21 protein-coding genes are annotated in these 26062 nt (G+C 34.9%); 9 read left to right on the top strand and 12 right to left on the bottom strand.

What is annotated here, in order from left to right; genetic code table 11:
- Window positions 1-82 precede the first annotated feature (82 nt).
- Window positions 83-712 carry a 4'-phosphopantetheinyl transferase family protein gene (locus EKL98_RS02660; RefSeq protein WP_126516305.1) on the bottom strand — a complete coding sequence of 210 codons (630 nt, stop codon included), beginning with the start codon at window positions 710-712 and terminating at the stop codon, window positions 83-85.
- 281 nt (window positions 713-993) lie between these two features.
- Between EKL98_RS02660 and ahcY the strand changes: the two genes are divergently transcribed.
- The gene (gene ahcY, locus EKL98_RS02655; RefSeq protein WP_126457562.1) at window positions 994-2310 is read left to right on the top strand and encodes an adenosylhomocysteinase; all 1317 of its coding nucleotides are present in this window, start codon (window positions 994-996) and stop codon (window positions 2308-2310) included.
- 215 nt (window positions 2311-2525) lie between these two features.
- On the opposite strand, the gene EKL98_RS02650 is transcribed toward ahcY, so the two are convergent.
- Entirely contained in the window at window positions 2526-2849 is a 324-nt protein-coding gene (locus tag EKL98_RS02650) for a hypothetical protein (protein ID WP_126561471.1), read from the bottom strand.
- A 252-nt stretch (window positions 2850-3101) separates the two neighbouring features.
- On the opposite strand from EKL98_RS02650, the gene EKL98_RS02645 reads away from it, so the two are divergent.
- The 3 genes from EKL98_RS02645 (at window position 3102) to EKL98_RS02635 (ending at window position 5191) form a co-directional block, all read left to right on the top strand.
- Window positions 3102-4166 (top strand): serine hydrolase domain-containing protein, encoded by a 1065-nt coding sequence (locus EKL98_RS02645; protein WP_126561470.1) that lies wholly within the window; start codon window positions 3102-3104, stop codon window positions 4164-4166.
- 340 nt (window positions 4167-4506) lie between these two features.
- Window positions 4507-4845: a DoxX family protein gene (locus EKL98_RS02640; RefSeq protein ID WP_126553940.1), complete on the top strand. Its 339-nt coding sequence runs from the start codon at window positions 4507-4509 to the stop codon at window positions 4843-4845.
- A gap of 7 nt (window positions 4846-4852) precedes the next feature.
- The gene (locus tag EKL98_RS02635) at window positions 4853-5191 is read left to right on the top strand and encodes a DoxX family protein (RefSeq protein WP_126561469.1); all 339 of its coding nucleotides are present in this window, start codon (window positions 4853-4855) and stop codon (window positions 5189-5191) included.
- 290 nt (window positions 5192-5481) lie between these two features.
- Here the strand turns inward: EKL98_RS02635 and EKL98_RS02630 are convergent, their stop codons facing one another.
- The 4 genes from EKL98_RS02630 to rplU all read right to left on the bottom strand — a co-directional run bounded on the left by EKL98_RS02630 (window position 5482) and on the right by rplU (window position 14290).
- A complete protein-coding gene (locus tag EKL98_RS02630; RefSeq protein ID WP_126561468.1) occupies window positions 5482-8772 on the bottom strand; it encodes a reprolysin-like metallopeptidase in 3291 nt (1096 codons plus the stop codon).
- Between the two features lie 70 nt (window positions 8773-8842).
- The gene (locus tag EKL98_RS02625; protein WP_158618318.1) at window positions 8843-12430 is read right to left on the bottom strand and encodes a M4 family metallopeptidase; all 3588 of its coding nucleotides are present in this window, start codon (window positions 12428-12430) and stop codon (window positions 8843-8845) included.
- A 1147-nt stretch (window positions 12431-13577) separates the two neighbouring features.
- Complete coding sequence (gene rpmA / locus EKL98_RS02620; RefSeq protein ID WP_086453627.1) at window positions 13578-13844, bottom strand: 50S ribosomal protein L27; 267 nt, start codon at window positions 13842-13844, stop codon at window positions 13578-13580.
- Between the two features lie 23 nt (window positions 13845-13867).
- Entirely contained in the window at window positions 13868-14290 is a 423-nt protein-coding gene (gene rplU / locus EKL98_RS02615; protein WP_126455145.1) for a 50S ribosomal protein L21, read from the bottom strand.
- A 237-nt stretch (window positions 14291-14527) separates the two neighbouring features.
- Between rplU and EKL98_RS02610 the strand changes: the two genes are divergently transcribed.
- A complete protein-coding gene (locus EKL98_RS02610; protein ID WP_126457567.1) occupies window positions 14528-15853 on the top strand; it encodes a M16 family metallopeptidase in 1326 nt (441 codons plus the stop codon).
- 11 nt (window positions 15854-15864) lie between these two features.
- Complete coding sequence (locus EKL98_RS02605; RefSeq protein WP_233584088.1) at window positions 15865-17913, top strand: insulinase family protein; 2049 nt, start codon at window positions 15865-15867, stop codon at window positions 17911-17913.
- Between the two features lie 99 nt (window positions 17914-18012).
- Here the strand turns inward: EKL98_RS02605 and EKL98_RS02600 are convergent, their stop codons facing one another.
- Window positions 18013-18879: a DMT family transporter gene (locus EKL98_RS02600; protein ID WP_126553947.1), complete on the bottom strand. Its 867-nt coding sequence runs from the start codon at window positions 18877-18879 to the stop codon at window positions 18013-18015.
- Between the two features lie 108 nt (window positions 18880-18987).
- Here EKL98_RS02600 and EKL98_RS02595 point away from each other — a divergent pair, with 108 nt between their 5' ends.
- A complete protein-coding gene (locus EKL98_RS02595) occupies window positions 18988-19365 on the top strand; it encodes a heavy-metal-associated domain-containing protein (protein WP_126553949.1) in 378 nt (125 codons plus the stop codon).
- Between the two features lie 193 nt (window positions 19366-19558).
- On the opposite strand, the gene gldD is transcribed toward EKL98_RS02595, so the two are convergent.
- The 4 genes from gldD to mutY form a co-directional block, all read right to left on the bottom strand.
- Window positions 19559-20122 carry a gliding motility lipoprotein GldD gene (gene gldD / locus EKL98_RS02590; RefSeq protein WP_126455137.1) on the bottom strand — a complete coding sequence of 188 codons (564 nt, stop codon included), beginning with the start codon at window positions 20120-20122 and terminating at the stop codon, window positions 19559-19561.
- Between the two features lie 80 nt (window positions 20123-20202).
- The gene (locus EKL98_RS02585) at window positions 20203-21498 is read right to left on the bottom strand and encodes a gliding motility-associated protein GldE (protein WP_126561466.1); all 1296 of its coding nucleotides are present in this window, start codon (window positions 21496-21498) and stop codon (window positions 20203-20205) included.
- A gap of 23 nt (window positions 21499-21521) precedes the next feature.
- A complete protein-coding gene (locus tag EKL98_RS02580) occupies window positions 21522-21962 on the bottom strand; it encodes a single-stranded DNA-binding protein (protein WP_126457570.1) in 441 nt (146 codons plus the stop codon).
- Between the two features lie 44 nt (window positions 21963-22006).
- The gene (gene mutY / locus EKL98_RS02575) at window positions 22007-23044 is read right to left on the bottom strand and encodes an A/G-specific adenine glycosylase (protein WP_126561465.1); all 1038 of its coding nucleotides are present in this window, start codon (window positions 23042-23044) and stop codon (window positions 22007-22009) included.
- Between the two features lie 132 nt (window positions 23045-23176).
- Between mutY and EKL98_RS02570 the strand changes: the two genes are divergently transcribed.
- The gene (locus EKL98_RS02570) at window positions 23177-23467 is read left to right on the top strand and encodes an HU family DNA-binding protein (RefSeq protein ID WP_016989051.1); all 291 of its coding nucleotides are present in this window, start codon (window positions 23177-23179) and stop codon (window positions 23465-23467) included.
- 315 nt (window positions 23468-23782) lie between these two features.
- Complete coding sequence (locus EKL98_RS02565; RefSeq protein ID WP_126455129.1) at window positions 23783-25327, top strand: Rne/Rng family ribonuclease; 1545 nt, start codon at window positions 23783-23785, stop codon at window positions 25325-25327.
- A 192-nt stretch (window positions 25328-25519) separates the two neighbouring features.
- Here the strand turns inward: EKL98_RS02565 and EKL98_RS02560 are convergent, their stop codons facing one another.
- Entirely contained in the window at window positions 25520-25963 is a 444-nt protein-coding gene (locus EKL98_RS02560) for a nucleoside deaminase (protein WP_126561464.1), read from the bottom strand.
- Window positions 25964-26062 lie beyond the last annotated feature (99 nt).

Raw genomic sequence — 26062 nt, 5'->3', positions numbered from 1 at the left:
TATTGTTGCTTATTAATTGTCTTTTCATTGCTTAACCAGTACGGGCAAAGCAATGACAAACTGCGCGATGAAATACTGTGTACTATTTTTCGAAAGCATAGACTAACGTAAAATCTTGTATTTCTTCAAAATGAATATTGAAATCCTTCAATACATTATTAAAATGAAGTTTAGCTTTATTTTGTTTAGTATTTAATTCAAATGAATGAACGTTTATATGGTCTTTGAAACTGATTCCTTTTTCGTTTCTAATTTTGAAAATAGCCTCTTTGGCACCCCAAATAACCGTTAATTTTCGGATATATTCTTCACTGTCCATATCCAAGAATTGAAACTCGCTATCACAAAATTTATGTGCTATTTTGATGATTTTATTTCGTTGCAATTCAATGTCGATTCCCACGGTTTCAGTACTGATTATAATGGCCGAAAACTCATGAGAATGTGTGATGGAAATGTGCTTTCCATCGTGTAAATGGGGCTTTCCGAAGGTGTCATAATACAAATCAAAATCAGTATATCCGGCTTGTTGCAATGCCTTACGAACGCTCAGGAAGGCGCGTTGGTGCATTTCGGATTTCATTCCGTCCAGTCGATTTTGATTGTTTACATTAAGAACAATCTGTTGGTTTAATTCGGAGAAAGGTTCCGTTATTTTCCAAATTAAAATTTGGGTGGCGGCATTAGGACGTATGATTTTATAAAGTGGCATCGTGTTGTGATCTTGATTTTTAGCCCCGGTAGCAGTGATATCCTTTTTTCACGCTTTTTTGCGTGTAAAAAGATATAGCGAATAACGGGAAATAGCTCCAGAAACTGAAACAAGTTCAGCTTAAAGAAATTATTTAGTTAATGTTCAAAAGATTAGCGAATTAAACAATTCATAAATCTTCTGGAAAACCGTAAAATTCTAAAGTTATTGCGTAAATTTGCAAAAAATTTTCACCCGAGCCTGAAAGGCGAACGGACGAAGTAATTACAAATATACTATAAATGAGTACTACAACTATGCCTTTTGTGGCTTTCAAAGTAAAAGACATTTCCCTGGCGGCTTGGGGAAGAAAAGAAATTGAATTAGCAGAAGCTGAAATGCCAGGTTTAATGGCGCTTCGTGCGGAATACAAAAACGAACAACCACTTGCTGGTGCTCGTATTGCGGGATGCTTGCACATGACAATCCAGACTGCAGTTTTGATTGAAACGTTGATCGCTCTTGGTGCTGAAGTTACTTGGAGTTCTTGTAACATTTTCTCTACACAAGATCAGGCTGCTGCAGCGATTGCTGCTGCTGGAATTCAGGTATATGCTTGGAAAGGGTTGAACGAACCTGATTTTGACTGGTGTATTGAGCAAACATTATTTTTTGGTGAAGACAGAAAACCATTGAACATGATTCTTGATGACGGTGGGGATTTGACCAATATGGTTATAGACCGTTACCCGGAATTAGTTGCAGGAATCAAAGGATTATCCGAAGAAACTACCACTGGAGTACACAGATTATACGAAAGAGTAAAAGCAGGAACATTGCCAATGCCGGCAATCAACGTGAATGACTCGGTTACTAAATCGAAATTTGACAACAAATACGGTTGTAAAGAATCAGCAGTTGATGCAGTTCGTCGTGCAACTGACTTGATGCTTGCTGCAAAAAGAGTAATCGTTTGTGGATACGGTGACGTAGGTAAAGGGACAGCAGCTTCTTTTAGAGGTGCTGGTTCTATTGTTACGGTTACTGAAATTGACCCAATTTGTGCGCTTCAAGCAGCGATGGACGGTTTTGAAGTAAAAAAATTAGATACAGTTATTGCAACTGCTGATATTATCATTACCACTACTGGAAATAAAGATATTGTTTTGGGTTCTCATTTTGAGAAAATGAAAGACAAAACTATCGTTTGTAATATTGGACATTTTGACAACGAAATTGATATGGCTTGGTTGAACACTAACCACGGTGCATCAAAAATCGAAATCAAACCTCAAGTTGATAAATACACTATTGCTGGAAATGATATTATTGTATTGGCTGAAGGCCGTTTGGTAAACCTTGGTTGTGCTACAGGTCACCCAAGTTTTGTAATGAGTAACTCCTTTACTAACCAAACACTGGCTCAAATCGAATTATGGAAAAACAGTGCGGCATACAACAATGATGTGTACATGTTACCAAAACATCTTGATGAGAAAGTAGCCATGTTACACTTAGCTAAATTGGGTGTTGAATTAGAGACGTTACGTACTGATCAAGCGGATTACATTGGCGTTCCAGTTGAAGGCCCGTTCAAACCAGAATATTACAGATACTAGTCGAGTCATTGCGAGGAAACGAAGCAATTCTCACTATTATAATACAAACCCTTGCAGTCCCGAAGTTTCAGGAGCAAGGGTTTTTTGTTTTTGGCCGTGACCCTTCGCAAAAACTACGGGTCGGATACTTATACGTGCCCTGCTAATGAAACCCCAACGACCAATGGAAATTGGTACGCCAAAAAGAACGGCACGTCAATAAGCCAGATGAAGCATTATAAATCTAGTGCTTGTCTGAGTTGTGAACTTTTAAAAAATGCACCAAAAATGCCAAAGGCAGTCTCATTGAACGCTTCCAATATGCCGATTTTATTTATCAAAATAAAGTCAGAATCCAAAATAATTATAAAATATACCGCAGACGACAAGCCGTCGTCAAACATCCGGCAGCCTGTCCCGCTCTTTGCAAGAGAGTAATAAAGCGGCAATGGGATTTTTATTATATCATGGCAACGAAAACCATAAAACGCGCCGCAGCTGATGTTGGATTGATTTTTACAGCCTACAACCTGCGCCGAATCTTCAACCTGATTGATCACAATCTACTAAAACAGTATCTAAGAATACTGGCGTTGTATTTTGTGATGTTAAGAGCAATTTTAACCCTTTATACGGACTGTTTTATTTTAATAATCATCAGCGACTTTTGCCAGAACGAATTTTAATTGTAGTTTAAATAACATATATTTACTCAATGATTAACAAAATACAGTTCCCTTGGAGGTTTTTAGACGAACTGACGTTAGCGGGAATCGCACCCACTATAACCGTAAAATCAAACAAAAGAAAACATGAAAAAAACATTGCTTTTAATCGCTCTTTTAACGGTTTTTAATAATATTTATTCACAAGAAGACAAAGTCGATCTTGCAATAAAAGAACTTATTCAAAAAAATAAAATTGTCGGTTTACAATTATCGGTTATTAAAGAAAATGTTATTGTAAAAACAAGTCATTATGGATTCGCCAATATTCAAGATTCAATTGCTGTAAATAGTCAAACCGTTTTTAGCATTAATTCTATTACCAAAGCATTCACAGGAGTTGCAATCATGCAATTAGTAGAAAACGGAAAATTAAATCTAGAAGAACCTATTTCAAATTATTTAGATAAATTACCCCAAACTTGGCAAAAAATTACCGTAGAACAGCTTGCAACCCATAAATCGGGACTTCCTGATGTTTGGGATTCACAAGGCAATATGCTTTCCGAGGATGGTAATATTTTGTTCGAAAACGTCAAAAAGCTACCCCTTGCTTTTGAACCTGGAAAACATGTGAGAGAAGGCTTGGCAAATTACATGCTTCTAGGAATGCTTATAGAAAAAATTAGTGGACAGTCGTTTGAAAAATTTATTATGGAAAACCAATTCAAAAAAGCAGGAATGAAAAACGCCATGAAGGCAGGAATTGGGGATTTTTATAACATTATTAATAACTCATCAAGACCATATACTTATTTTAGAAATAATGTTCTAACTAATGTTTATCAACCAATGCCTTCAAATTTATTGCCTGCAGGTGGGATATATGCAACAGCAACCGAAATGGCACAATGGGTAATTGCATTACAAACTAATCAATTAATTAATGCTGAAAATCTTAAAATTCTTTTAAAACCTATTGAATTAGAAAACGGAAAACCATATGAAGAGAATGGTTTGCTCGACAGAACTTCAATTGGTTTTTCATTAAGTTCAAGAGCTGAAAATCCAATAATTGCTTCAATGGGTGGTGCAAGAAATGCATTATTTATTTATCCTAATAAAAATGTTTCAATAGTAATTTTGACAAATTTAATGGGTTCTCATCCTCAAGCTTTTATAGAAGAAATTGCTAAATTATACATTAACTAAAAATAACAACTGCCGCTAACAGCTAGGGCTTACAAGTGCTACTCAAAAAATCGTAATGCCGGATTTTGACAAACCGTTAAGGCAAAATATGCAACGCAAAACGCCTGATAAATTCTGATGCATTTTTGACCCAAAAAAACCAACCTGTTTTAGTTTCAAATTGAGAGCTAATCCGATAGAATAATAAAGAAACCTCTCGATTTACAAATAAATCAATTCGGTAGTCCTTATAATAATATAAGTTTATGGTATCTTTGAATAACATAAATTCTAAGAGACATACAGCTGCTAATTAATTTGTATATCACAACAAAAGATAAAACCCTTTAATTATAAAACCATGAATACTTATTCTATTATCGCTCAGCTTGTAATCGCAGTGTCCGTAGGTTACGTATGGATTTTTAGGTTTGATAACATTGTTAACGAATTTAAACAATACGGCATATCGGATTTGACAAGAAATGTTGTTGGAGCCACAAAAATAGCCTTATCAACCTTGTTAATAACAGGAATTTGGTATCCTGAATTAGTATTTATACCGGCACTTATAATGGCCTTTCTAATGATAAGCGCACAATTTTTTCATTTTAAAGCAAAAAACCCATGGTCTAAACACCTTCCTTCTTTATTCCTTTTAGCATTATCTCTTTTTGTTGCATTATGCGCTTCCAAATAATCAAAACATGAATTTATTGCATTTACTTATTTTATTTTCGGCAACCTCCTTTCTTATCTATGGAATGGCGTATTTTGCCTCGTCGAATATGAAAAATGAATTTAAACGCTTTGGACTTGAAAAATTTGGACCATTAATTGCTGTTTTAGAATTGGCAGGGGCTATCGGTTTATTTATTGGGCTTCAAAATCATACTGTTTTAGTTCTTGCTTCCGGAGGCCTAGCTTTGCTTATGCTTCTTGGTACAGGGGTAAGAATAAAGATGAAAGATTCTTTATTGGTTTCTTTACCCGCGTTTTTTTACTTTGTGTTGAATCTCTATATTTTATGCAGAACCTTAGAATAAATCAACACTAAGTTGTTTTTAATATTTACCACCAAACAGTTCACTATTTGTTCTAATTTTAAATTAAAACAAAATACCCATTCCAATAATAATTGAAATGGGTACTAAGTAATAACCATGGTATAATGTCGTATTTTAAAATCAAGATAAAATTACATAACAATCTGATTTAAAGCTGCTTTACTTAAAGTTAATTCTTTTGACTTTACGACTTTTAAACTTTCGACTTATTTATAATAATTGAGAAAATCAATAATGCTTCAGCATAACGCTTTTATCACATTTTGAAATTATTCAATAATAATTTTTTTACTGGTTTTATTATTCTCATCATCAATTAGCTGCATGATATACGTTCCAGACGAAAGAGAAGAAACATCTATTGTATTACTAGAAGACTTTAGTACTGTACTTAAAATCTGTCTTCCTAACAAATCAAATACTGCAACATCTAAGTGCTGTGTTTTTTCAAATTGAACCGTAATGCTGTTTTTTGCAGGATTTGGATAGACCTGAATTAGGGAAGTATCAAAATTTTTAGCGCTAAGGCTTAAGCTTTCTACTCCACAATACGCTATTGCCCATGATGTCAGTATACCATCATCCCCTAATCCTGTATCCGTTATATTAAGTCTCCATTCGCCTTTAGCACTTTCTCCATTAAAAGCAGAAAGCGGTTGCGCCGGCTTTAAAACACCAGAGATTGCTGGACTTGTTAAAGAACAGTTTATTACAGCCAACCCTTGATCATCAAAAGTAGCATTCAAATCTGGATTAGAATCACACTTACTAGCTATGAGTGAAACATTGGTCCCTGATGGACTTGTCAGTACCGCAACTATATCTCCTATATAACTATGGGTAATTTTCATCGAAACATTAATATCTGAAATTGGGATATCAGTTGCTATATTTATTGTGCTTGTTGTCGTTAAGGTTGATACTATTACAGAAGGATTAGTGTTAGTCCTACTAAAACACTTGTTTGAACCAGTTGTAAAGCTACTTGGCCTACTAAAAACACCGTTTGCACATTCGTTTTTAGGCCTAACTCTCCAATAATATAACGTATTTTCGCTTAACCCTTTATTTTGATTATATCCATTTTTTGAGACAGTTGCGGTTTCTACTATAGATTGAAAATTTGAATCAGAAGCAACTTCCACATCAAAAAATTCAGCACTGTTATTCCCATCTTTAGACCAGATATAGGATGGATAAGTTGATTGTTTCACACTTGTATTAGCTGGACTACTCAGCACAGGCTCCGAAAAAACACCTCCCTTTAGCGTTAATACAACAACTTGAGTTTTGGTTTCTGACGGAGAAGTACCCGCGAAAGTGATAGAATAATCCTTAGGGTTTGAATTAGAAAATCCGCTAACGGTCATTAGTATTGTTTCTTTTGAGGTACTTGCTGTTGTTGGTGTAAAGCTAGCTGTGGAACCAGATGGTAAACCTGTCGCAGCAAATCTCACTACCCCCGTAAAACCCGCAGAAGGAATATAATCAAAACTAAAAGTTGATTTATTATCATTAGCACATTGGATTTTTGAGACTTCAAGCGCTGTCAAAAAGAATGTTGGAGTTGTAACTTGCTTAATTATTATAGTTGCGTCATTTACATCTAAGAAAACATTGTCAGCCGCTTTTATCATTAAACGCCCTGATTCCGTTAAAGAAGAGGGTACAATGATGCTTTTAGAACCACTATTTAAAGCCTTATCCGCTAATATAATAGTATCGGTAAAATCCCCTAAAGCCGAAAATAAAACATTTACAAACAAACAGTTTACCGGAAGTAAATTGGTATTCGCAACATCCCAAGTTATCAGTTGAGTTTCACCTTGTATCCAAGTCGTGTTTGAGTTTTGACTTGAAACTTTAAAGGGTCCTGCCGTTTGGATTGTATTTAACGTCATCAAATCAGCTGCCGTTTGTCCGCCATAAACAACATTATCCCTAACCGTAAAAGCAAACTCAAAACTCCGTTGAACTTGGGAAATTACCTCCCAAGTAGGCATCAGATTATTACTTAAAATATCAGTTAATTGGGGGAAATACCTATTAGGTTTTGTGGTTCCTCTTCGGGTTCTAAACATAGGACCTTGAATAGCCGTTGGGACAGGCTGAACAGGACTTTGCATCTCTTCATTGTCATTTTGTTCCCACGTATAAGTAAGAAGATCTCCTGAGTCAGGATCAGAACCTGTTCCTGACAACTGAAATGCGGTACCTACAGGAATGCTATAATTAGCTCCCGCATTGGCTTTTGGCGGTAAGTTGCTAACCTTGATTTCATCAAAACAGGCAGAACTCACACCCCCTTGAATGTTAGCACTTATGTCTCGTATGTTTACATAATTAAAATAATCATCCGAATTTTCCTGTACATTTTGCCCCGTACAAATTCCGGCATACCCCATTATTGACGATCCGCTTCCGGGTTCCACTTCGGTATTATTTCCACTTTTCAAACAGGTAGTTGTCCCATTGTGGGTATGATACCCTCCCATTTGATGTCCAATTTCATGTGCTACATAATCAACATCAAAAGAGTCTCCAGTAGGATTTGATCTACCAGTCATACCGCTTCCTTTATTTCCGGAATTACAAACACAACCAATACAACCTGCATTACCGCCGCCAGCTGTATTAAAATTATGCCCTATGTCGTAGTTTGCGTCTCCAATATTAGCATCTATGGTCAATTGAGTTTGCTTATTATATTCTGTACCCCAAGGGTCAGTAGTTCCATCATAATACATTACATCAAAATTCTTAGGTACAAACTGATATGTGATACCTAATTCTTTCTCATAAATACCATTTACTCGTGTCATTGTGACAACCATTTGCGCCATGATATTTGATTTTTTTTCAAAATCGGTAGTAGCATTACCAATAAACAAGGCACCATACTCTCCTGTACACGACATTGCTAATTCATACAACCGAATTTTACTATCATCAGTAGCACCTATCGTTTTATTTATTTGCGTATTTCCAGTTTTTTTAGAAAGTGAATTATCAGTCTCGCAAGTAAAAACATCAGATGAATTATTGACTAGATCATCTCTGTTGTAAGCAATATATACTGACTTATCACTTGTATAGGGATCTATAAAATAAGTTGATTTTCCAGCTTCAAAAACCTGAGCATGAAATCCGGCTTGCGATAAACTAAACCGAATATATTTACCAGGATGTACTAATGAACTACCAACATAACTTTTAATATTTGGTAATTTTGCAGCCAAATCCGGATGCAAAATTTGGGCATCTAAAACTTGGTAGTTTTCAACAGAACCGTCTTCATTAGGCACATTGATTATATTTTGAGAAGTCCCAAAAAACACACCTCTTTTAGGAGTATTCTGTAGTTTATTTTTAACAGAGGCTATACCAACAGTATAAAGTTTGAATTTTGTAGGCATTTTTTCTTTATCAAAACTAATATTATTAATTTTGAGCCGACTGTTTTCGGATAAAGCGGTCCAATCACTTTTATTCTGCCCCCATGATATGCTTAAGGAAAAACAAAACAGTAGGGGTAAAAGAAAATTATTTTTAGTATTCATTATCTTTAAATTTAGGTAAAAAATAAATCCCCCATTGCATTTCTACGATGGGGGATTTTGAATCAATTATTTATTGCATCAGAAACTTAAATGTATCTGATTTATTACCATTTATAACAAGAAAATACATTCCGCTGGATAATTTACTAACAGGTATTTTAGCTTCATTACTACTTTCTAATTGCAAAGCGCTTATTAAACCTCCATTTAGGGTATAAATGTCAACTCGATCAATTGGCGTTCTTGCACTGGAAATTGTAATTACTTTATCAGCCGACAATACAGTTGGGTATATTTTAAATTCTTCCCCATTAATTTTTTGCGTAGATAAAGTCGCTTGTGTTACCAAAGCAAAAGTTCCAGATCCGGTATGATTTCCTTTATAAGTACGATATTGCTCCGCAGAATATGCAGCACCTAACCCTCCGTTTATTTGAAAATTCTTAGGGTAATTTTTAGCATCATTGATAGAGTTGCTATTTACTTTTATAACTCTTAACCCGCTAGGGTCTGAAAACTCACTTGTTTCAGCATCTGTAAAGAATAGTGTTAAGTCATAGGAAGCTGTTGGTGCATTCAATCCATCTGCTTCTACTTTGATAACTTTCCCTGAATGAGATCCTGCTATATTAGTAAAGTTAGATTTACTACCTGACTCACTAATAGTTAGCGTAACACAACCCAGATCCTTAGTCGCATTTTCTATCAAACCAATGACATCTCCATCTTGATCGCTCAAAAAGTATACTTGATTTCCAATTTTCACGGTTTCACTATCAAATTGCATCAAATCAGATTCTACTGAAGCTGGTGTTCCGCTTACTACTACGTTGTCTAAAGTAAAACTAAAAGCAGTACCTAGTAAAGCATCATTATACCATCTCCAAGCTAAATGAAATTGTGTATTATTTAATGCCGGTGTCGCTTTATTATACTTACCTGAAGACATAACAGCTCCTGATGCTGTACCTGCAAAAAAGGCTAAAGAATTATAATTAGCGCCATCTAAAGAGTATACAAATTCACCATAATCAAACAACGCAGTATTATCTACTTGGTCCGTTTCTCCTCCTGCTTGCCAGTCAAAAGCTACAGTAACATCGCTCATCCCTTTTGTATCAATCAATTTGCTTATGAGAAGTAGATTTCCGTTTTGGGTTGAATCATAAGTGGCGCCTTGAGATGCAGTGCGATTTGAAACGTATGCTTTTCCTAAAGTATTTGGCCCATTAAAAAGCCAAACATTGGGATCCAATCCTATTACACTTTTAGTTTCCCAACCAGATGGAATATTTGAAGTAGTAAAAGTTTCTTTAAAAATCTCTACCGTACCTATACCAATAGCTGGTACATAATCATTATCAACAATTGTGATGTTTTGAATTCTAGATTGCGCTACAGGAGTATTTACATTAAACTTGATTATAATATTTTCTACACCTTCAACTATACCATCATTAAAAATGTTGAGTAAAATTGTTTTAGTCCCATCTTTATCAAAAGACAAACTAGTTGCTGATGTAGTAAAGTCTTTATTAATAGTTGCTGTAGAACCTGAGAAGTCTAAATTAATGGTTTGAGGAGAAGTGATGTTTACCCCAGTGACCTTAACCTCTATTGTATTAAAAACAGCACACCCTTGTGTTGCTGTCTGTTCGTTGACTACAGAAACATTAGCCGATTCAAAGAAAAGTTGGTTTGGATCAGGCGCAATAAATTCATTCCCTACATTAACCGCATACCAGGCATTCGTTACTTGTTTCACTTCATTAGAAAACGTTCCATATTCTTGTCCTGCAACAAGTATACTTGCATCTCTCATCTCTTGAAAAGTAGCGTTTGGAGTAAGTAGCACTTCGGCCTTAAAAGTAATCTGTTCAGCAATAAGAAAACCTAAACCTTTGACACTGTAGACCTTCAAAGCATCATTTATTTGATCATCTGCAGCCGCTTTAGCTTTCCCACGAGTAAAACTCTTTCCAGAACCTTCTACTAATAAATAATACCATTTATTTAGAACTCCACTATTACTATGGACTCCGCATTGGTCATTCGCTAAACTAGGTTGTACACATTGTGGGTCAGACCAAAATTTACCTCCATAACTGTCGGGATCTGTATTTGCTTTTGGATCATCCATCCAACGCAAAGCAGTAGATCCAGCTGCGCCCGGAGCTAACCCACCATCACGTTCATCAATTTGTTCTCCAATTCCCCATGGATCGTAAGGCAACGAACTATCAATTGTAGTCAACACATAATTTTCTACAGATGCTGCCCAGATATCCGAAAAACCTTCATTCATTGCACCGGATTCTCTGGCGTAAACTAAATCAGATGTATTAGAGCAGACACCATGTCCTATTTCATGCCCACAAACATCCATGGATGTTAAAGGTCCAAAAGAACCATTAGGCTTTGTACCGCCTTGATAACTTCCATCTCCGTAGGTCATTGCAGTACCATTCCAGAAAGCATTGTCATACGCATCACCATAATGTACATAATTAATAACTTTGGTACCACGATTATCATAACTACTTCGATTATGAATAGCTCCCCAATATTTAATTACTATTTCAGCTCCCCAATGCGCATCTAAAGCAATATCATCATTTTTTGTTTCATTGTCAACAGGGTATTTTAGAGTAGTGAAACGACTTCTCCAGTGTTCATCTGCGGTCCAGTTGTTGTCTCCAATTTCAACTTTTAATTGTCCTGATGGAGCATCACCATCATAAATAGAATACGATGGAATATTAGGCACACCAATAGGCGCTCCACCTACTCCATTATAAGAACGCGTTTCGTTTTCTATAACAACCGGCAATCCATTCACAAGGACCGGAATAGTCCCGAATAATGAATAGCGATTATTGACTGCATCTAATGTAGTCTGAAATTTTCTGTTTCCAGCATATCTTGTAGCTCCGTTCCCTTCAACTGAGGCTAAAATTGCTGCTGAATTAGTGGTGTTTATTTTATTCTTTTCGATGTTTTTATTAATTTCATCTGCATGTTTAATAATTGCATCCGTTAATAAAATCTGGCCATTGGCAGCATCAACAAAAACATTGTTTCTTGATAATGGTTTTGATGCGTATATATTGAATTTGTATGCAAGCGTTAAGTCAACCTCTTTTGTCTTATAATTATCAACATATACTAATTCGCCTTTAGGCAAATATTCATTATATGATTTTTGTAATTGTTGTATCTCTTTCTGATTCACCGTAACTTTTAAACTTTTTGAAATATCTTCCCAAACATAATTCTCAGCACCAACATGTTGCTTTGCCTTTTCTAATGCTTGGTCTTGGGACAATGACTTTGTCTTAGAAACATTAGCACCCATAACATAATGCTCTAGTGTAATTGCAGTTACTTTATCTTTTTTAAGAACAATATTATATCGTGCATGCTCCACTTTCACCCCATTATAGAAGGCAGAAAAAGTAACGATATTAAAATTTCCTTTGGTAGTATTGGTGTGAATTTCTTTAAATTCAAATGAATTTTTATCTAATTGCAGTACTTCCACTAAAAAAGCAGGAACACCAGCTAAATTTAAATTATAGTCCGGTTTAATTTTTAGTAAAGAAGGACTCTGGCGACTTTTATTAAATTTAAATTCCTGGATATTTGTATTTGATTGCAAATATTTTTCATTATTTTGAGTTTTACTTTTTTGAGCGAAAATTAAAAAGGTAAAAAACAAAAAACTAGATGTGAGTAATAGTTTATTCATAGTTGTGCTGTAAAATTTGGTGTACTAATTGAGTTTGTCCTTATTGTTTAATGCTGTGTAATTTGATACTTTATTTCATTAGCGCTAATATTTATTAATTAATAGTATTTATAGTCTTTAAAATCATTAATTCAAACGAACAATCAATAAACCACTTAGACAAGATCATTTTTAATGTCTAATCTGATTAAACAGAATCATATTAACTATATCCCGGTACGCTGTTTTGACTCGTAAAACCAACATTCTCGTAAACTATTATTCCAAAAAAAATATTTGATTAAAATTGATTAAAATAAATTTTAATCAAAATTTTGACTTTAAAAAACATAATTATTATATTTTAATCCAAAAAAGAATTAATTAATTAATTTTTTATCAAAAAAAAAGGTTAAAAAAAATAAACTTAATTTCTAATCAATATTAAAACAATAAATTATTTAAAAATTAATTTCAATTTATTAATTAAAAAAAAATCCTATAGATTTAAACTATTAGAGAGTAATGAATCTAATCTTTATGTTGCCATATAAAATCAGATACCGTTTAAAACTAGAAATAACCTTCTGAATTAGTGAAATTATATCAAAAAAAGAGATGCGTTTATAAAGAATATAATGGAGAGGGAAAATTTGAAAGAAAAAAAACACTACAGTGTCTTTGAGTGTCCAAAAAAATTACAGACAAGCAGTAATCACCTATACAAGTGAAAATTTATATTTTAATTAGAAGATGATTTTCTAAAAACAGTTCTGATTTGTAAAACCTATAAAAGAATCACAACAGTTTCTAATTACAAAATATCCCTTCCAAAACAGTATACGGCATTTTATTTGAACCGAAATTTAGTTTATTAAACTCCCTAGACCATCAGTAAAAAACTACGAATATAATCAATACTTATACCCTGATAAAATCAAATATAATTTACAAATCAGGCAAACCATCAATTTTGACTCTGCCTTCTTTTCCTTTGAAGATTCCGGAGGCGCTTGGCTAAGGTCAAAAAAAAACCCATTTCTTTCGAAACGGGTTTTTTAATAATTGAGAAAATCAATTATGCTTCAACTTCAAATGGAAGTATAGATACATAAGATTTGTTATCTCTTTTCTTTTGGAAAAAAACAACTCCATCTACTCTTGCGTGTAGGGTGTGATCTTTACTGATGTAAACATTTGCACCTGGATTATGTTTTGAACCTCTTTGTCTTACGATGATGTTCCCAGCAATAGCAGCTTGACCACCAAAAATCTTAACACCTAAACGTTTTGATTCTGATTCTCTACCATTCTTAGAACTACCGACACCTTTCTTGTGAGCCATGACGTATTAGTTTTATTTTGTTATTATTCTTGAGTATCTTCTTTTTTAGCTTTAGCTACCTTTTTCTTAGGAGCTTCAACTTCTTCTGTAGTTGCTTCAACTGCTGCTTTTTTAGGAGCCGCTTTTTTAGCACCTGCTGCAGTAATACCTTCGATTACAATTTGAGTAAGATACTGACGGTGTCCGTTTCTCTTTTTGTATCCTTTTCTTCTTTTCTTTTTGAAAATGATAACTTTATCTCCTTTTAAGTGTTGTAACACTTTGGCTTCTACTGAAGCACCTTCTATAGCTGGGGCGCCTATTGTGATTGTACCGTTATCATCTAACAAATAAACTTTGTCGAAAGAAACTTGAGTTCCTTCTTCATTTGCTAAACGGTGAACGTAAACCTTTAGGTCTTTGCTAACTTTAAACTGTTGCCCTGCTATCTCTACGATTGCATACATAACAAATTGTTTTATAAATTTTTAAGGTTGCAAATATACAATTAAATAATTACCTCGCAATTTGTTGAAGAAAAAAAATACCCAATACATCATAATTACTTATTAAATAGACTTTTGAAATAATTTTACAAAATAAAACGCTTAACTAGTGTTAAATTTCTCACAGTGAAACGCTTTTTATGTAACAAAAATTAAAAACCACTACTAATTATGCATATTAACAAAATTATTAACCTTATGAAAAATTCATTAATGGCTTTAGGTGCTTTGTTTATGCTAGGAGGAGTAGCTTCTGCTCAGAAAGTAGCTTTTGAAGAATACAAATTAGACAATGGACTGCATGTGATTTTGCACAACGATCCTTCTGCCCCTACTGTTATTACCTCAGTAATGTACCATGTAGGCGCTAAAGATGAAAATCCGGAAAGAACTGGTTTTGCTCACTTTTTTGAACATTTATTGTTTGAAGGAACCGAAAACATCAAACGCGGTGAGTGGTTTAAGATTGTAACTGGAAACGGTGGTGTAAATAATGCCAACACAACGGATGACCGAACCTATTATTACGAGGTTTTCCCATCTAACAACTTAGAATTAGGTTTATGGATGGAAGCAGAAAGAATGCTGCACCCAGTGATCAATCAAATTGGTGTTGATACTCAAAACGAAGTGGTGAAAGAAGAAAAGAGATTGCGCGTTGACAATCAGCCTTACGGAAATTTTTTGGCGGAAGTAAAAAAGAATATTTTCACAAAACACCCATACCGTTGGGCAACTATAGGTTCTATGAGCCATTTAGACGCTGCAACATTAGAAGAATTCCAAGCTTTCAACAAGAAATTTTACATTCCGAACAATGCTGTTTTAATTGTCGCTGGTGATTTCAAAAAAGAGCAAGCAAAAGAATGGATTCAAAAATATTTTGGACCGATCAAAAAAGGAGCTCCCATACAAAGAGAAACATTTGTTGAAGAACCGATTACTCAAACTATAAAAGCAGAATTTCAAGATGCTAATATCCAAATCCCCGCAATTGTAGCAGCCTACAGAACGCCATCTATGAAAACCAGAGACGCAAGAGTACTGGATATGATTTCATCCATCTTAAGCGATGGAAAAAGTTCTAGACTATACAAAAAAATAGTTGATGACAAAAAGATGGCCTTGCAAATTGGCGCTTTTAGTAACAGCCAAGAAGACTACGGCAGCTATATCATTTACGGTTTGCCTCAAGCGCCTAACACAACCGAAAATATTCTTGCCGAAATTGACTCTGAAATTGTAAAATTACAAACAGAATTAATTTCAGAAAAAGACTTACAAAAACTACAAAACAAATTCGAAAACCAATATGTCAACAGCAATTCTACCATTGACGGTATTGCAGACAACCTGGCTTCCTATCATTTGTTATACGGTGATGTAAACTTAATCAATACCGAAATTGAAATCTATCATTCTATCACTCGGGAAGAAATCAGAGATATTGCTAAGAAATATTTAAATCCAAACCAAAGATTAGTTTTGGATTATGTTCCATCTAAAGACAAAGCTCAAAACTAAGATACATCATTATGAAAAAATCAATATTAATTTTATCAAGCTTGTTCTTAACCGTAATTATGCAAGGACAAATCATCCCTCAGCCAAAACCTGGTGTAGCACCATCAATAAAAATCGGAAAACCGTTAACTTTTGAATTAAAAAATGGATTAAAAGTTATGGTTGTCGAAAACCATAAACTTCCTAGAGTAGCATTCAGTCTTACCTTAGACAATGATCCGTATGCTGAAGGCGACAAAAAAGGGGTTGCCGACATGACCAGTACATTAATCGGAAGCGGCACCACTAAAATTTCGAAAACAGCTTTCAATGAAGAAGTAGATTTCTTAGGCGCTAACATCAATTTTAGTTCTAATGGCGCTTCAGCAAGTTCCTTATCTAAATATTCGGGGAGAGTTTTAGAGCTAATGGCTGATGGTGCATTAAACCCAAACTTCACCCAAGAGGAATTTGACAAAGAAAAAGCAAAACTTATTGAAGGTTTGAAAGCCAATGAAAAAAGCGTTTCAGCAGTAGCAGCAAGAGTTGTAGATGTTTTGACTTATGGGAAAAACCATCCTGCAGGCGAATATGTTAGCGAAGCTACCTTGAAAAACGTAACTCTTGCAGATGTAAAAGCAAACTACACAACATATTTTGTGCCAAGCAACGCTTACCTAATTATTGTGGGTGATGTAAAATTCAGCGAGACAAAAAAAATGGTAGAGAAATTCTTTGGCTCATGGAAAAAAGCAGCTGCTCCATCGATCTCTTATAGCGATCCAATAGATGTTTCCGCTACACAAATCAACTTTATTGACATGCCAAATGCAGTTCAATCAGAAGTTGCGGTTGTAAATATGTCAAATCTTAAAATGACTGATCCAGATTACTTCGCAGTTTTGGTGGCCAATCAAATCCTTGGTGGCGACTTTAACAGTTACATCAACATGAACTTAAGAGAAGCGCACGGATGGACTTATGGTGCAAGAACAAGCATTTACGGAGACAAACGCATTTCTACTTTCAGTGCTTCTACGCAAGTTCGTAATGCCGTAACGGACAGTACTGTTGTTGAAATTTTTAAAGAATTCAAAAAAATCAGAACTGAGAAAGTGACGGATGAAATGTTAGCCAGCGTAAAAGCAGGATACATTGGACGTTTTGTAATGCAAATTGAAAAGCCACAAACCGTGGCAGGATATGCTTTGAGAATTCAAACACAAAGCTTACCAGCTGACTTCTACGAAAACTACATCAAAAATATCAGCGCTGTAACAGCAGATGACATTTTAAGAGTATCAAATAAATATTTTTTAACGGACAACAGCCGAATTGTAATTGTTGGAAAAGCAGCTGATGTAGCTACTAATCTGGAAAAATTGAAAATACCAGTTTCCTACTTTGATAAATACGGAAATGCAACAGCTAAACCAGAATTAAAAAAACCAGTTCCAGCAGGAGTCACTGCCAAAAGTGTCATTGAGAATTACATCAAAGCTATCGGTGGAGAAAAAGCAGCATTGGCTGTAAAAACAATTGTAATGAACGGGACAACAACTATTCCGCAAGCGCCTTCTCCATTAAGCTTCACCTCAAAAATTGATGCCAAAGGAAAATTGATGGTTGAATTAACGATGGGCACAATGAGCCTAATGAAACAAGTGGTAAATGAAAAAGGAGCTTACGTAATGCAACAAGGGCAACGCCAAAATATTGAAGGCAGTACACTTGCTGATATGAAAGCAGCTGCCACACCATTTGAAGAATTGTCTCTTGCTAAAAACCAAGGTTTAACGCTGGAAACTATTGAATCCATTAATGGGAAAGATGCGTACGCCGTCAAAAACGGAAAAACAACCTTGTTTTACGATGTAACTTCCGGTTTAAAATTAGCCGAATCTAAAATTGTTGAACAAGGCGGGCAAAGCATCACTCAAACTACAAATTATGGAGATTACAAAGAAGTGAAAGGAGTTAAAGTTCCTTTTAACATCATCCAGAATGTAGGTTTTGAATTAGACATAAAAATGTCTGATGTAAAAATCAATGAAGGTGTTTCAGATGCTGATTTTTTATAATCAAATCTTGAATAAATAAATAAATAAAGGCTGTCTATTTTTAGACAGCCTTTATTATTTTTAATAAGATCCTAAACACAAACTGATCAAGAACAGCTACTACTTCTTAGCCGACAAATACACGCCGATTAAAATAATAAACGCACCAAAAAACTGAACTGGCGTTAGCATTTCATTATCCAATAATCCCCAGCAAAAAGCAACTACGGGAATCAAATACGTTACCGAAGTAGCGAAAACCGGCGATGACATCTGGATCAATTTAAAGAACAGAATATTCGCAATTCCAGTTCCTACCACACCTAAAACCATTATAAACAAAATTGATTCCTGCACTTTCACATCATGTACCACTTCAAAAAAACCGGAGAAAAACAAGATAATGAATGCCGGAAAAAACAATACCATAAAATTCCCGGTAGTAATACTCAGCGGACTCAAATCATGCAAATATTTTTTGATTAAATTGACATTGACTGCGTAACATATCGAAGCTATTAAAACCAAAATAGCATAATAATAATTTTGTTCCGGATGATGCATGGCGCCGTTCAAAATCAACAAGGCGCTTCCTAATAAACCAATTAGAATTCCAAAAATTTGATTTCTTTTGAACTGCAGTCCAAAAACCAAAGCGCCAAGAATCAGCGTATTCAAAGGGGTCAGGGAATTCAAAATAGAACTCACGGAACTATCAATTTCAGTCTGTGCAATTGCAAACAAGTAAGCGGGTATAAATGTCCCGAATAAAGATGTTAAAGCAATGTATTTCCATTTAAATACTGGGATTTTAGACAAACTTTTGAACCCTATTAATATTAAAAAAACAGCTGCAAAAATAATTCGCAACGATCCCAATTGTAACGCTGTCAAACCTATTAATCCTTTTTTTATCAGTATAAAGGAACTTCCCCAAACCAAGGCAAGAACCAACAAATACACCCATTTTAACTGCTTCGATTCCATAAAAATAATTTTGCCCAAAATTGTAATTATTTTATGAATTAGTCCTTCTTTTTTTAATTAATTTTGTAATTCATAAAAAAGTAGTTAATCTTCAAAATATACATTATAATGAATTTCAAAAAATCAATCGCAACACTGGTACTTACATGTCTTTTATTTGTAGGTTGCAAAGAAAAAGAAACAGACATAGCTTCAAAAGAAACGGCTGAAACAACTGCTCCAAAAGTTAAAAAGGAAATTGCAGCTGCTAATCTTCAAACAGCGAGTTTCTCTGTAGAAGGAATGACGTGCGCTGTAGGCTGCGCCAAAACGATTCAAGAAGATCTAACCGCACAGGATGGTGTTCAAAAAGCAACAGTAGATTTTGATACTAAAATGGCCACTGTAACTTTTGACAAAACAGTTCAAACACCAGAAAAATTGACAACAGTGGTTGAAGCCGCTGCTGATGGCAAAACATACAAGGTTTCTAAAATGAAGTCCTAAATAGAACTTTACCTTTATCGCAACAAAACATTCTCTTTACGGGGATGTTTTTTTTTGAACCACACAAGGATGTTGAAGGTCATTAAAAAAAGCGTACAGTTAGTGTTAACAGGCTAATTTAAACTTAAAAGCCTTATTTATTCTAAAAAGAGTATTGCTTATTTTGTACTATTCCGGTAAATGGCTATTGTTGTTATTTCCACTTCAAGGTTTCCATTAGCCGCTGCATATCATTTTTGATATAACTTGCCGCTGGCATAATCGAGTCATAATTGGGTTTCGCATAAAAATAAACGGATCCCGTCAAAAAATGACTAGTACTGTCCGTAGCATAAAACTGGGAATTCGTTGCTGCATTTCCTTCTACCTGATAAAACATACCGTACACTTTCTTATCGGGATTCAAATACGGTTGTTCCAGAATATCATCTGCTTTTATCACGTGTTCATAAGTCAATTTTTGTGCATCCCGCAACAGTTCATTAATGTTTTTAGTGACTGGTTTATAGGTGAGATAAATAGTCGCTTTCATTTTTGGATAGGTAATCGTGAAACCACAATTGGGCTCTTTCTGGATAACGGCCTCTGAATTCATTTCAAAAGCAAAAGGACATTCGTTTTCAAAATTCATATAACTGGCTTGCGGATAATCCAACCGCAAATAAGCGGATGGTTTTGGGATCACGGCGTCTTTGCAACTAAAACTCAACAATGACGTTAGTGCTATTACCAGAAAAGGGATTGTTTTTTTAAACATTTCTATTTTTTTTAATCTTACAAATTTTAAGAAAACGCATTCCAATGGCTCTCTTTCCTTCGCAGAGGACCATGGAAGGATTATTCAATCGTTACTTTTATCTGTTTAACTCGTTTTTTATCCACTGCTTCTATAGTAAACAGACAGTTTTCGAATGCAATTTTTTGATCTTTTTTAGGGAAATTGCCTAAAATTTCCAGAATAAATCCGGCTAATGTTTCGGCTTCTCCTTTTTTAATTTCGAATAATTCTTCATCAACATCAATAATCCGATAAAAATCTCGCAGGTTTATTTTTCCTTCAAAAAGGTAATTTTTTTCATCAATTTGAGAAAAACTAATCTGCTCATCATCAAATTCATCGCTGATATCCCCAACAATTTCTTCAATAACATCCTCAAGAGAAACTAACCCTGAGGTTCCTCCATATTCATCTACCACGATCGCTAAATGACTTTTCTTGTTCTGAAAATCTTTCAGCAAATTATCCAGCTTTTTGTTTTCAGGGACAAAAAAAGGTTCTCGCAGCAATGCTTTCCAGTCAAATTCATTTGTATTAATATGCGGAAGCAAGTCTTTGACAAACAAAACGCCTTCTATCTGGTCTATATTGTCTCGATATACCGGAATTCTGGAATATCCTTTTTCTATAATTTTGGGACAAATAGCAGCAAAAGATTCTTCTATTTCTAAAGCAAAAATATCGATTCGCGGACTCATTACTTGTCTGGTATCCGTATTTCCAAAACTCACAATTCCTTCTAATATTTTTTGCTCTTCGGAAGAGGTTTCATCCGAAGCCGTAAGCTCTAAAGCCTGTGATAATTGATCAACAGAAAAATTTGTTTTTTGTTTTCCTAATTTGTTATGCAAATAAATCGTTGCTGCACGCATTGGTAAACTAATAGGCGTCAAAAGCTTATCTAAAAAGAAAATAGGGTAAGCAATAAGTTTGGCAAACTTGGTATTATTTCGACTGGCATATACTTTAGGCAAGACTTCTCCAAAGAGCAAAATCAAAAAAGTGACTACCAATACTTCCAAGATGAATTTCAATACCGGTTGGGTTATCGCTGCAAACATGCTTTTGCCAGTATATGAAAACAATATTACTATCGCTATGTTGACAAAATTATTAGCAACCAGAAGTGTGGCCAGCAGTTTTTTAGGTTTTTCTAAAAGCGCGGCAATAATTTTTCCTTTAGAATCATTCTCCTGAATGGTTTCATCAATCTCTTTTTGTGACAACGAAAACAAGGCTACTTCGGCACCTGAAATTAATGCGGAACAAAACAGCAATATGATTATTACTGTAAAACCAAATGCTAAATTAGTATCTATTGCGTAAGCAAAAAGCAAACTGGGCTCTGAGTCCAAATTGGTAAGGATTAGTTAAACACTCAAAATGGCAAGTCGTTTATAGGCAAGACATTCTTTTCGGTGTCAAAATTAGTGTTTTTCGGGACATCAGATACAGGAATTTGTTTATTACTTTCAGTGTCTTTCTTAGTTGACAGAAAAGTAAATTCGGTTACCTGAATTTCAGTGGTGTGTTTTGTACTTCCATCCTCTGACTGCCATTGACGGGATTTAATGCGTCCTTCCACGTAAATTTTATCGCCTTTAGAAAGGTATTTTTCACAAAGTTCCGCCGCTTTGTTGCGAACAACTAAATTGTGCCACTCCGTAGAAGTGATTTTTTCATTGGTGGTTTTGTTGATATACACTTCGTTTGTGGCCAACTGAAATCTTCCAATACAATTGCCTCCATCAAAATAATGCATTTTGATGTCGTCGCCAAGAAAACCAATTAGCATAACCTTATTTAATGTTCCGTTCATTTTAGAATATGGTATTTTATCAAAGATACATTTTTTTAGAAACTCTATAAATCCTTTTCAATAAAATTATGAATCACAATTGGGAACGGAAAAGTTCTCAAAGTTTCAACGTCAATTCCGTTTTCAATTGTTCCTTCAATTTTCACTTTCCAAAACTTAATATGTAAATGCTGGTGTGACAATTTATGAAGGATGCTTTTTTCGTTGTATTCTAACATACTTACGACAGTATTATCTTTAAAATAATCCGCTTGAATAGCTTCGCTAACACAATCAAAATCTTCCTCTTTTTCGGTTTCTATCAAAGGGAATTCATAGAGATTGTGCCAAATTCCTTTGTCTGTTCGTTTTTGAATTATGGTGTTGTCATTTTCATCTGCAACAACCAGATAATTAAAGTAACGGCTTCTCACTTTTAGTTTTTTAGTCTTAACAGGCAACTGATTAACTTTGTTTTTTTGCAAAGCAGCGCAACTTTCATTAAAAACACAAATACCGCAATTTGGACTTTTAGGAACACATTGCAAAGCCCCAAATTCCATAATGGCTTGATTGAAGGTTGCCGGGTTATCTTTTGGCATCAGTTCGAATGCCAAAGCAGCGAATTCTTTTTTGGCAGAAGCCTGAGCAATATCTGTATCTATATCGAAATAACGCGATAAAACTCGGAATACATTTCCATCAACAACCGGAACGGCTTCGTTATAAGAAAAAGAAGCGATGGCCGCAGCGGTATATTCCCCAATGCCTTTTAATTTTAGTAAATCCGCATAGTTATCCGGAAAACTTCCCCCTAAATCTGAGGCCACATATTGCGCCGTTTTATGCAAATTTCGCGCTCTGGAATAATATCCTAATCCCTGCCAAAGTTTCAAAACATGTTCTTCATTGGCTTTTGCTAAATCAAAAACAGTAGGAAAAGCGGCAGTAAAAGACATAAAATAAGGCATTCCTTGGGCAACGCGTGTCTGCTGCAACATGATTTCGGAGAGCCAAATAGGATACGGATCCGTAGTGTTTCGCCATGGCAAATCCCGTTTATTTTGTAAATACCATTTTATCAGCAGGTTAGAAAAATTCATTTTTAAATATTAGACTGCAAAAGTAAAAGTTTATGTGATTAAAATTTAATGAATTAGCTTGAATAATTGTTTTTTAAATTCCTATATTTGCAAACTCAAAAAAATAGTACAACATTATAAATAGGAAAGAAAATGACGAAAGCAGATATCGTAGCAAAAATTTCAGAAAAATTAGGTCTTGAAAAGGGAGATGTACAGGCAACTGTAGAGACTTTTATGAATGAAGTAAAAAATTCATTGGAAACTGGAGACAATGTTTATTTAAGAGGTTTTGGAAGCTTTATAGTGAAAACCAGAGCAGAGAAAACTGGAAGAAATATTTCTAAAAATACTACAATAAAAATTCCTGCACACAACATTCCTGCATTCAAACCTGCAAAAGTTTTTGTTGAAGGGGTGAAAATAAATAACGAAGCAAAATAATAATATTAATTAATCATAAAATCATAAGATATGCCAAGTGGTAAAAAAAGAAAGAGACATAAGGTAGCAACTCACAAACGTAAAAAAAGAGCGAGAGCTAATCGTCACAAAAAGAAAAAGTAGTTTTAAACTACTTTTTTCTTTTTAAATGTTCATTGAAATTGAAAGTTAGTAATCAGTATTCAGTTTTTAGTAGTCAGTCAACTGCGAACTTAACACTGCAAACTGCCAGCTAATTTTCCCCGGGTTCAATACCTGTTAAAAATATTGTTTAATCCATTTGTTCGCCACAGCGAATAGATAAAAATGTACAGCGTGAATAAAGAATTAATCATCCGATCTAGTTCCGAAGCCGTAGATTTTGCCTTATTAAAAGATGGAAAACTAATTGAATTACACAAAGAAGAAGAAAAAAGCAACTTCCAAGTTGGCGATATTTTTATTGCCAAAATCAGGAAACCCGTTGCCGGACTAAATGCTGCTTTTGTAAATGTTGGCTTTGAAAAAGATGCCTTTTTACATTATCATGATTTAGGACCCAATTTAGCTTCCCAACTGAAATTCATAAAACTTGTAAGCGCAGGTAAATTAAAAGATTTCTCCCTAAAAAACTTTCAGTTTGAAAAAGAAATAGACAAAGATGGTACCATTACTGATGTTTTGAGCGCCAATCAATCTGTTTTAGTACAAGTTGTCAAAGAACCTATATCTACCAAAGGACCAAGGATTAGCGCTGAGCTTTCTCTTGCCGGAAGATTTATAGTTTTGGTTCCGTTTTCTGATCGTGTTTCTATTTCTCAAAAAATAGAAGACAAAAAAGAAAAAGAACGCTTGAAACGATTAGTACAATCCATCAAACCAAAAGGATTTGGTGTTATTGTTCGCACAGTAGCCGAAGGCAAAAATACAGCCGAATTAGAAAAAGATTTGCAGAACCTGCTCAGCAGATGGACTGCAATGTGTAAAAAATTACCAACTGCTCATCATCCTTCAAAAGTATTAGGAGAACTCAATAGAGCCTCTTCGATATTAAGAGATGTATTTAATGATACCTTTAGTGGTATTCAAATTGATGATGAAGAGTTGTACAACCAAACGAAGGATTATTTGCAAGAAATTGCCCCTTCGAAACAATCAATAGTGAAGTTTTATCAATCAAATGACACACCTATTTTTGAGAAATACAACATAGAGAGACAAATCAAAACTTCTTTTGGAAAAACAGTATCCATGAGTAAAGGGGCGTATCTTATTATCGAACATACTGAAGCCTTGCACGTTATAGACGTAAACAGCGGAAACCGTTCTAATAAAGCCACCAACCAGGAAGATACAGCCATGGAAGTCAACATGATAGCAGCAGCCGAAATTGCAAGACAACTGCGTCTTCGTGATATGGGCGGAATCATTGTGGTTGATTTTATCGACATGTCGAATCCTGAAAATCGCAAAGTGTTGTTCGACTTCCTCAGGGAAGAAATGAGCGATGATAAAGCAAAACATAAGATCTTACCCCCTAGCAAATTTGGACTAGTTCAAATTACAAGACAAAGAGTAAGACCAGAAGTAAATATTAAGACCAGAGAAGAAGATCCAAACAATGAAAGTGCCGAAATTGAAGCGCCGATTCAAATCATTGATAAAATCGCTTTTGATCTGGAAAGAGTATTAAAAAACCACAAAGATGTTGTGCTTAATGTACATCCGTTTGTGGCCGCATACCTTACCAAAGGTTTTCCATCATTACGTTCAAAATGGTTTCTTGAACATAAAAAGTGGGTGAAAATCATACCTCGTGATGCTTACACGTATTTAGAATATCATTTCTACGACAAAAAAGAAAATGCTGTCATAGAATAAATTATAAACCGCCTTTCGTAAGATTGGCGGTTTTTTTGTGCGTCATTGCGAGATTTTTCGAAGCAAGCGGTCATTGCGAGGCACGAAGCAATCTGGAGCTAATCCAGCTATACGTTACAATCTTTTCTTTTTTAAAGAAAAAAAGAAAAGGATTTCCACTGCTATCTGGGCTAGGGATTTGTGTAAATAGAATTATTTTCTTCTCTCCACAAAAAACCGCTTCATCAACTCCGAAGCTTCATTTGCCAAAACACCTTTCACAACAGTTGTTTTAGGATGCAATTGTGTTCCCATTTTCACAAAACCCCTATTTTCATCAGTGGCTCCATAGACAATTCTCGAAATCTGACTCCAGTACAAAGCGCCGGCGCACATCTGGCAAGGTTCCAGTGTGACGTACAGCGTACAACCCATTAAATATTTTCCGCCGAGATAATTCGCAGCAGCAGTAATGGATTGCATTTCGGCGTGGGCCGTAACGTCATGGAGTAATTCGGTAAGATTATGTCCTCGAGCAATGACCTTATTATCGATAACAATTAGAGCACCAACAGGAATTTCGCCTTTTTCAAAAGCCATTTCGGCTTCCTGCAAAGCCTTTTTCATAAAATATTCGTCGGTGAAAGGATTTATCATAGTATAAGTCCGCGAATTCGCATATTTAAGTTCTTTGCAAATCTTCGCTTTATTTTGTGATTCTTTATAAAACAAGTTTTTTATCAAATGTAAAAATAC

The organism is Flavobacterium bomense (assembly GCF_003970355.1).
This window is presented reverse-complemented; position numbering and strand designations above follow the sequence as displayed.

Coding starts and splice junctions, on each gene's coding strand:
- mutY (WP_126561465.1), bottom strand. CDS start 23,044: ATGAATTTTTCTAACCTGCTGATAAAATGGTATTTACAAAATAAACGG.
- EKL98_RS02610 (WP_126457567.1), top strand. CDS start 14,528: ATGAAAAATTCATTAATGGCTTTAGGTGCTTTGTTTATGCTAGGAGGA.
- EKL98_RS02560 (WP_126561464.1), bottom strand. CDS start 25,963: ATGATAAATCCTTTCACCGACGAATATTTTATGAAAAAGGCTTTGCAG.
- EKL98_RS02605 (WP_233584088.1), top strand. CDS start 15,865: ATGAAAAAATCAATATTAATTTTATCAAGCTTGTTCTTAACCGTAATT.
- EKL98_RS02635 (WP_126561469.1), top strand. CDS start 4,853: ATGAATTTATTGCATTTACTTATTTTATTTTCGGCAACCTCCTTTCTT.
- ahcY (WP_126457562.1), top strand. CDS start 994: ATGAGTACTACAACTATGCCTTTTGTGGCTTTCAAAGTAAAAGACATT.
- EKL98_RS02580 (WP_126457570.1), bottom strand. CDS start 21,962: ATGAACGGAACATTAAATAAGGTTATGCTAATTGGTTTTCTTGGCGAC.
- EKL98_RS02600 (WP_126553947.1), bottom strand. CDS start 18,879: ATGGAATCGAAGCAGTTAAAATGGGTGTATTTGTTGGTTCTTGCCTTG.
- EKL98_RS02640 (WP_126553940.1), top strand. CDS start 4,507: ATGAATACTTATTCTATTATCGCTCAGCTTGTAATCGCAGTGTCCGTA.
- EKL98_RS02595 (WP_126553949.1), top strand. CDS start 18,988: ATGAATTTCAAAAAATCAATCGCAACACTGGTACTTACATGTCTTTTA.
- gldD (WP_126455137.1), bottom strand. CDS start 20,122: ATGTTTAAAAAAACAATCCCTTTTCTGGTAATAGCACTAACGTCATTG.
- EKL98_RS02630 (WP_126561468.1), bottom strand. CDS start 8,772: ATGAATACTAAAAATAATTTTCTTTTACCCCTACTGTTTTGTTTTTCC.
- EKL98_RS02660 (WP_126516305.1), bottom strand. CDS start 712: ATGCCACTTTATAAAATCATACGTCCTAATGCCGCCACCCAAATTTTA.
- EKL98_RS02645 (WP_126561470.1), top strand. CDS start 3,102: ATGAAAAAAACATTGCTTTTAATCGCTCTTTTAACGGTTTTTAATAAT.
- rplU (WP_126455145.1), bottom strand. CDS start 14,290: ATGTATGCAATCGTAGAGATAGCAGGGCAACAGTTTAAAGTTAGCAAA.
- EKL98_RS02570 (WP_016989051.1), top strand. CDS start 23,177: ATGACGAAAGCAGATATCGTAGCAAAAATTTCAGAAAAATTAGGTCTT.
- rpmA (WP_086453627.1), bottom strand. CDS start 13,844: ATGGCTCACAAGAAAGGTGTCGGTAGTTCTAAGAATGGTAGAGAATCA.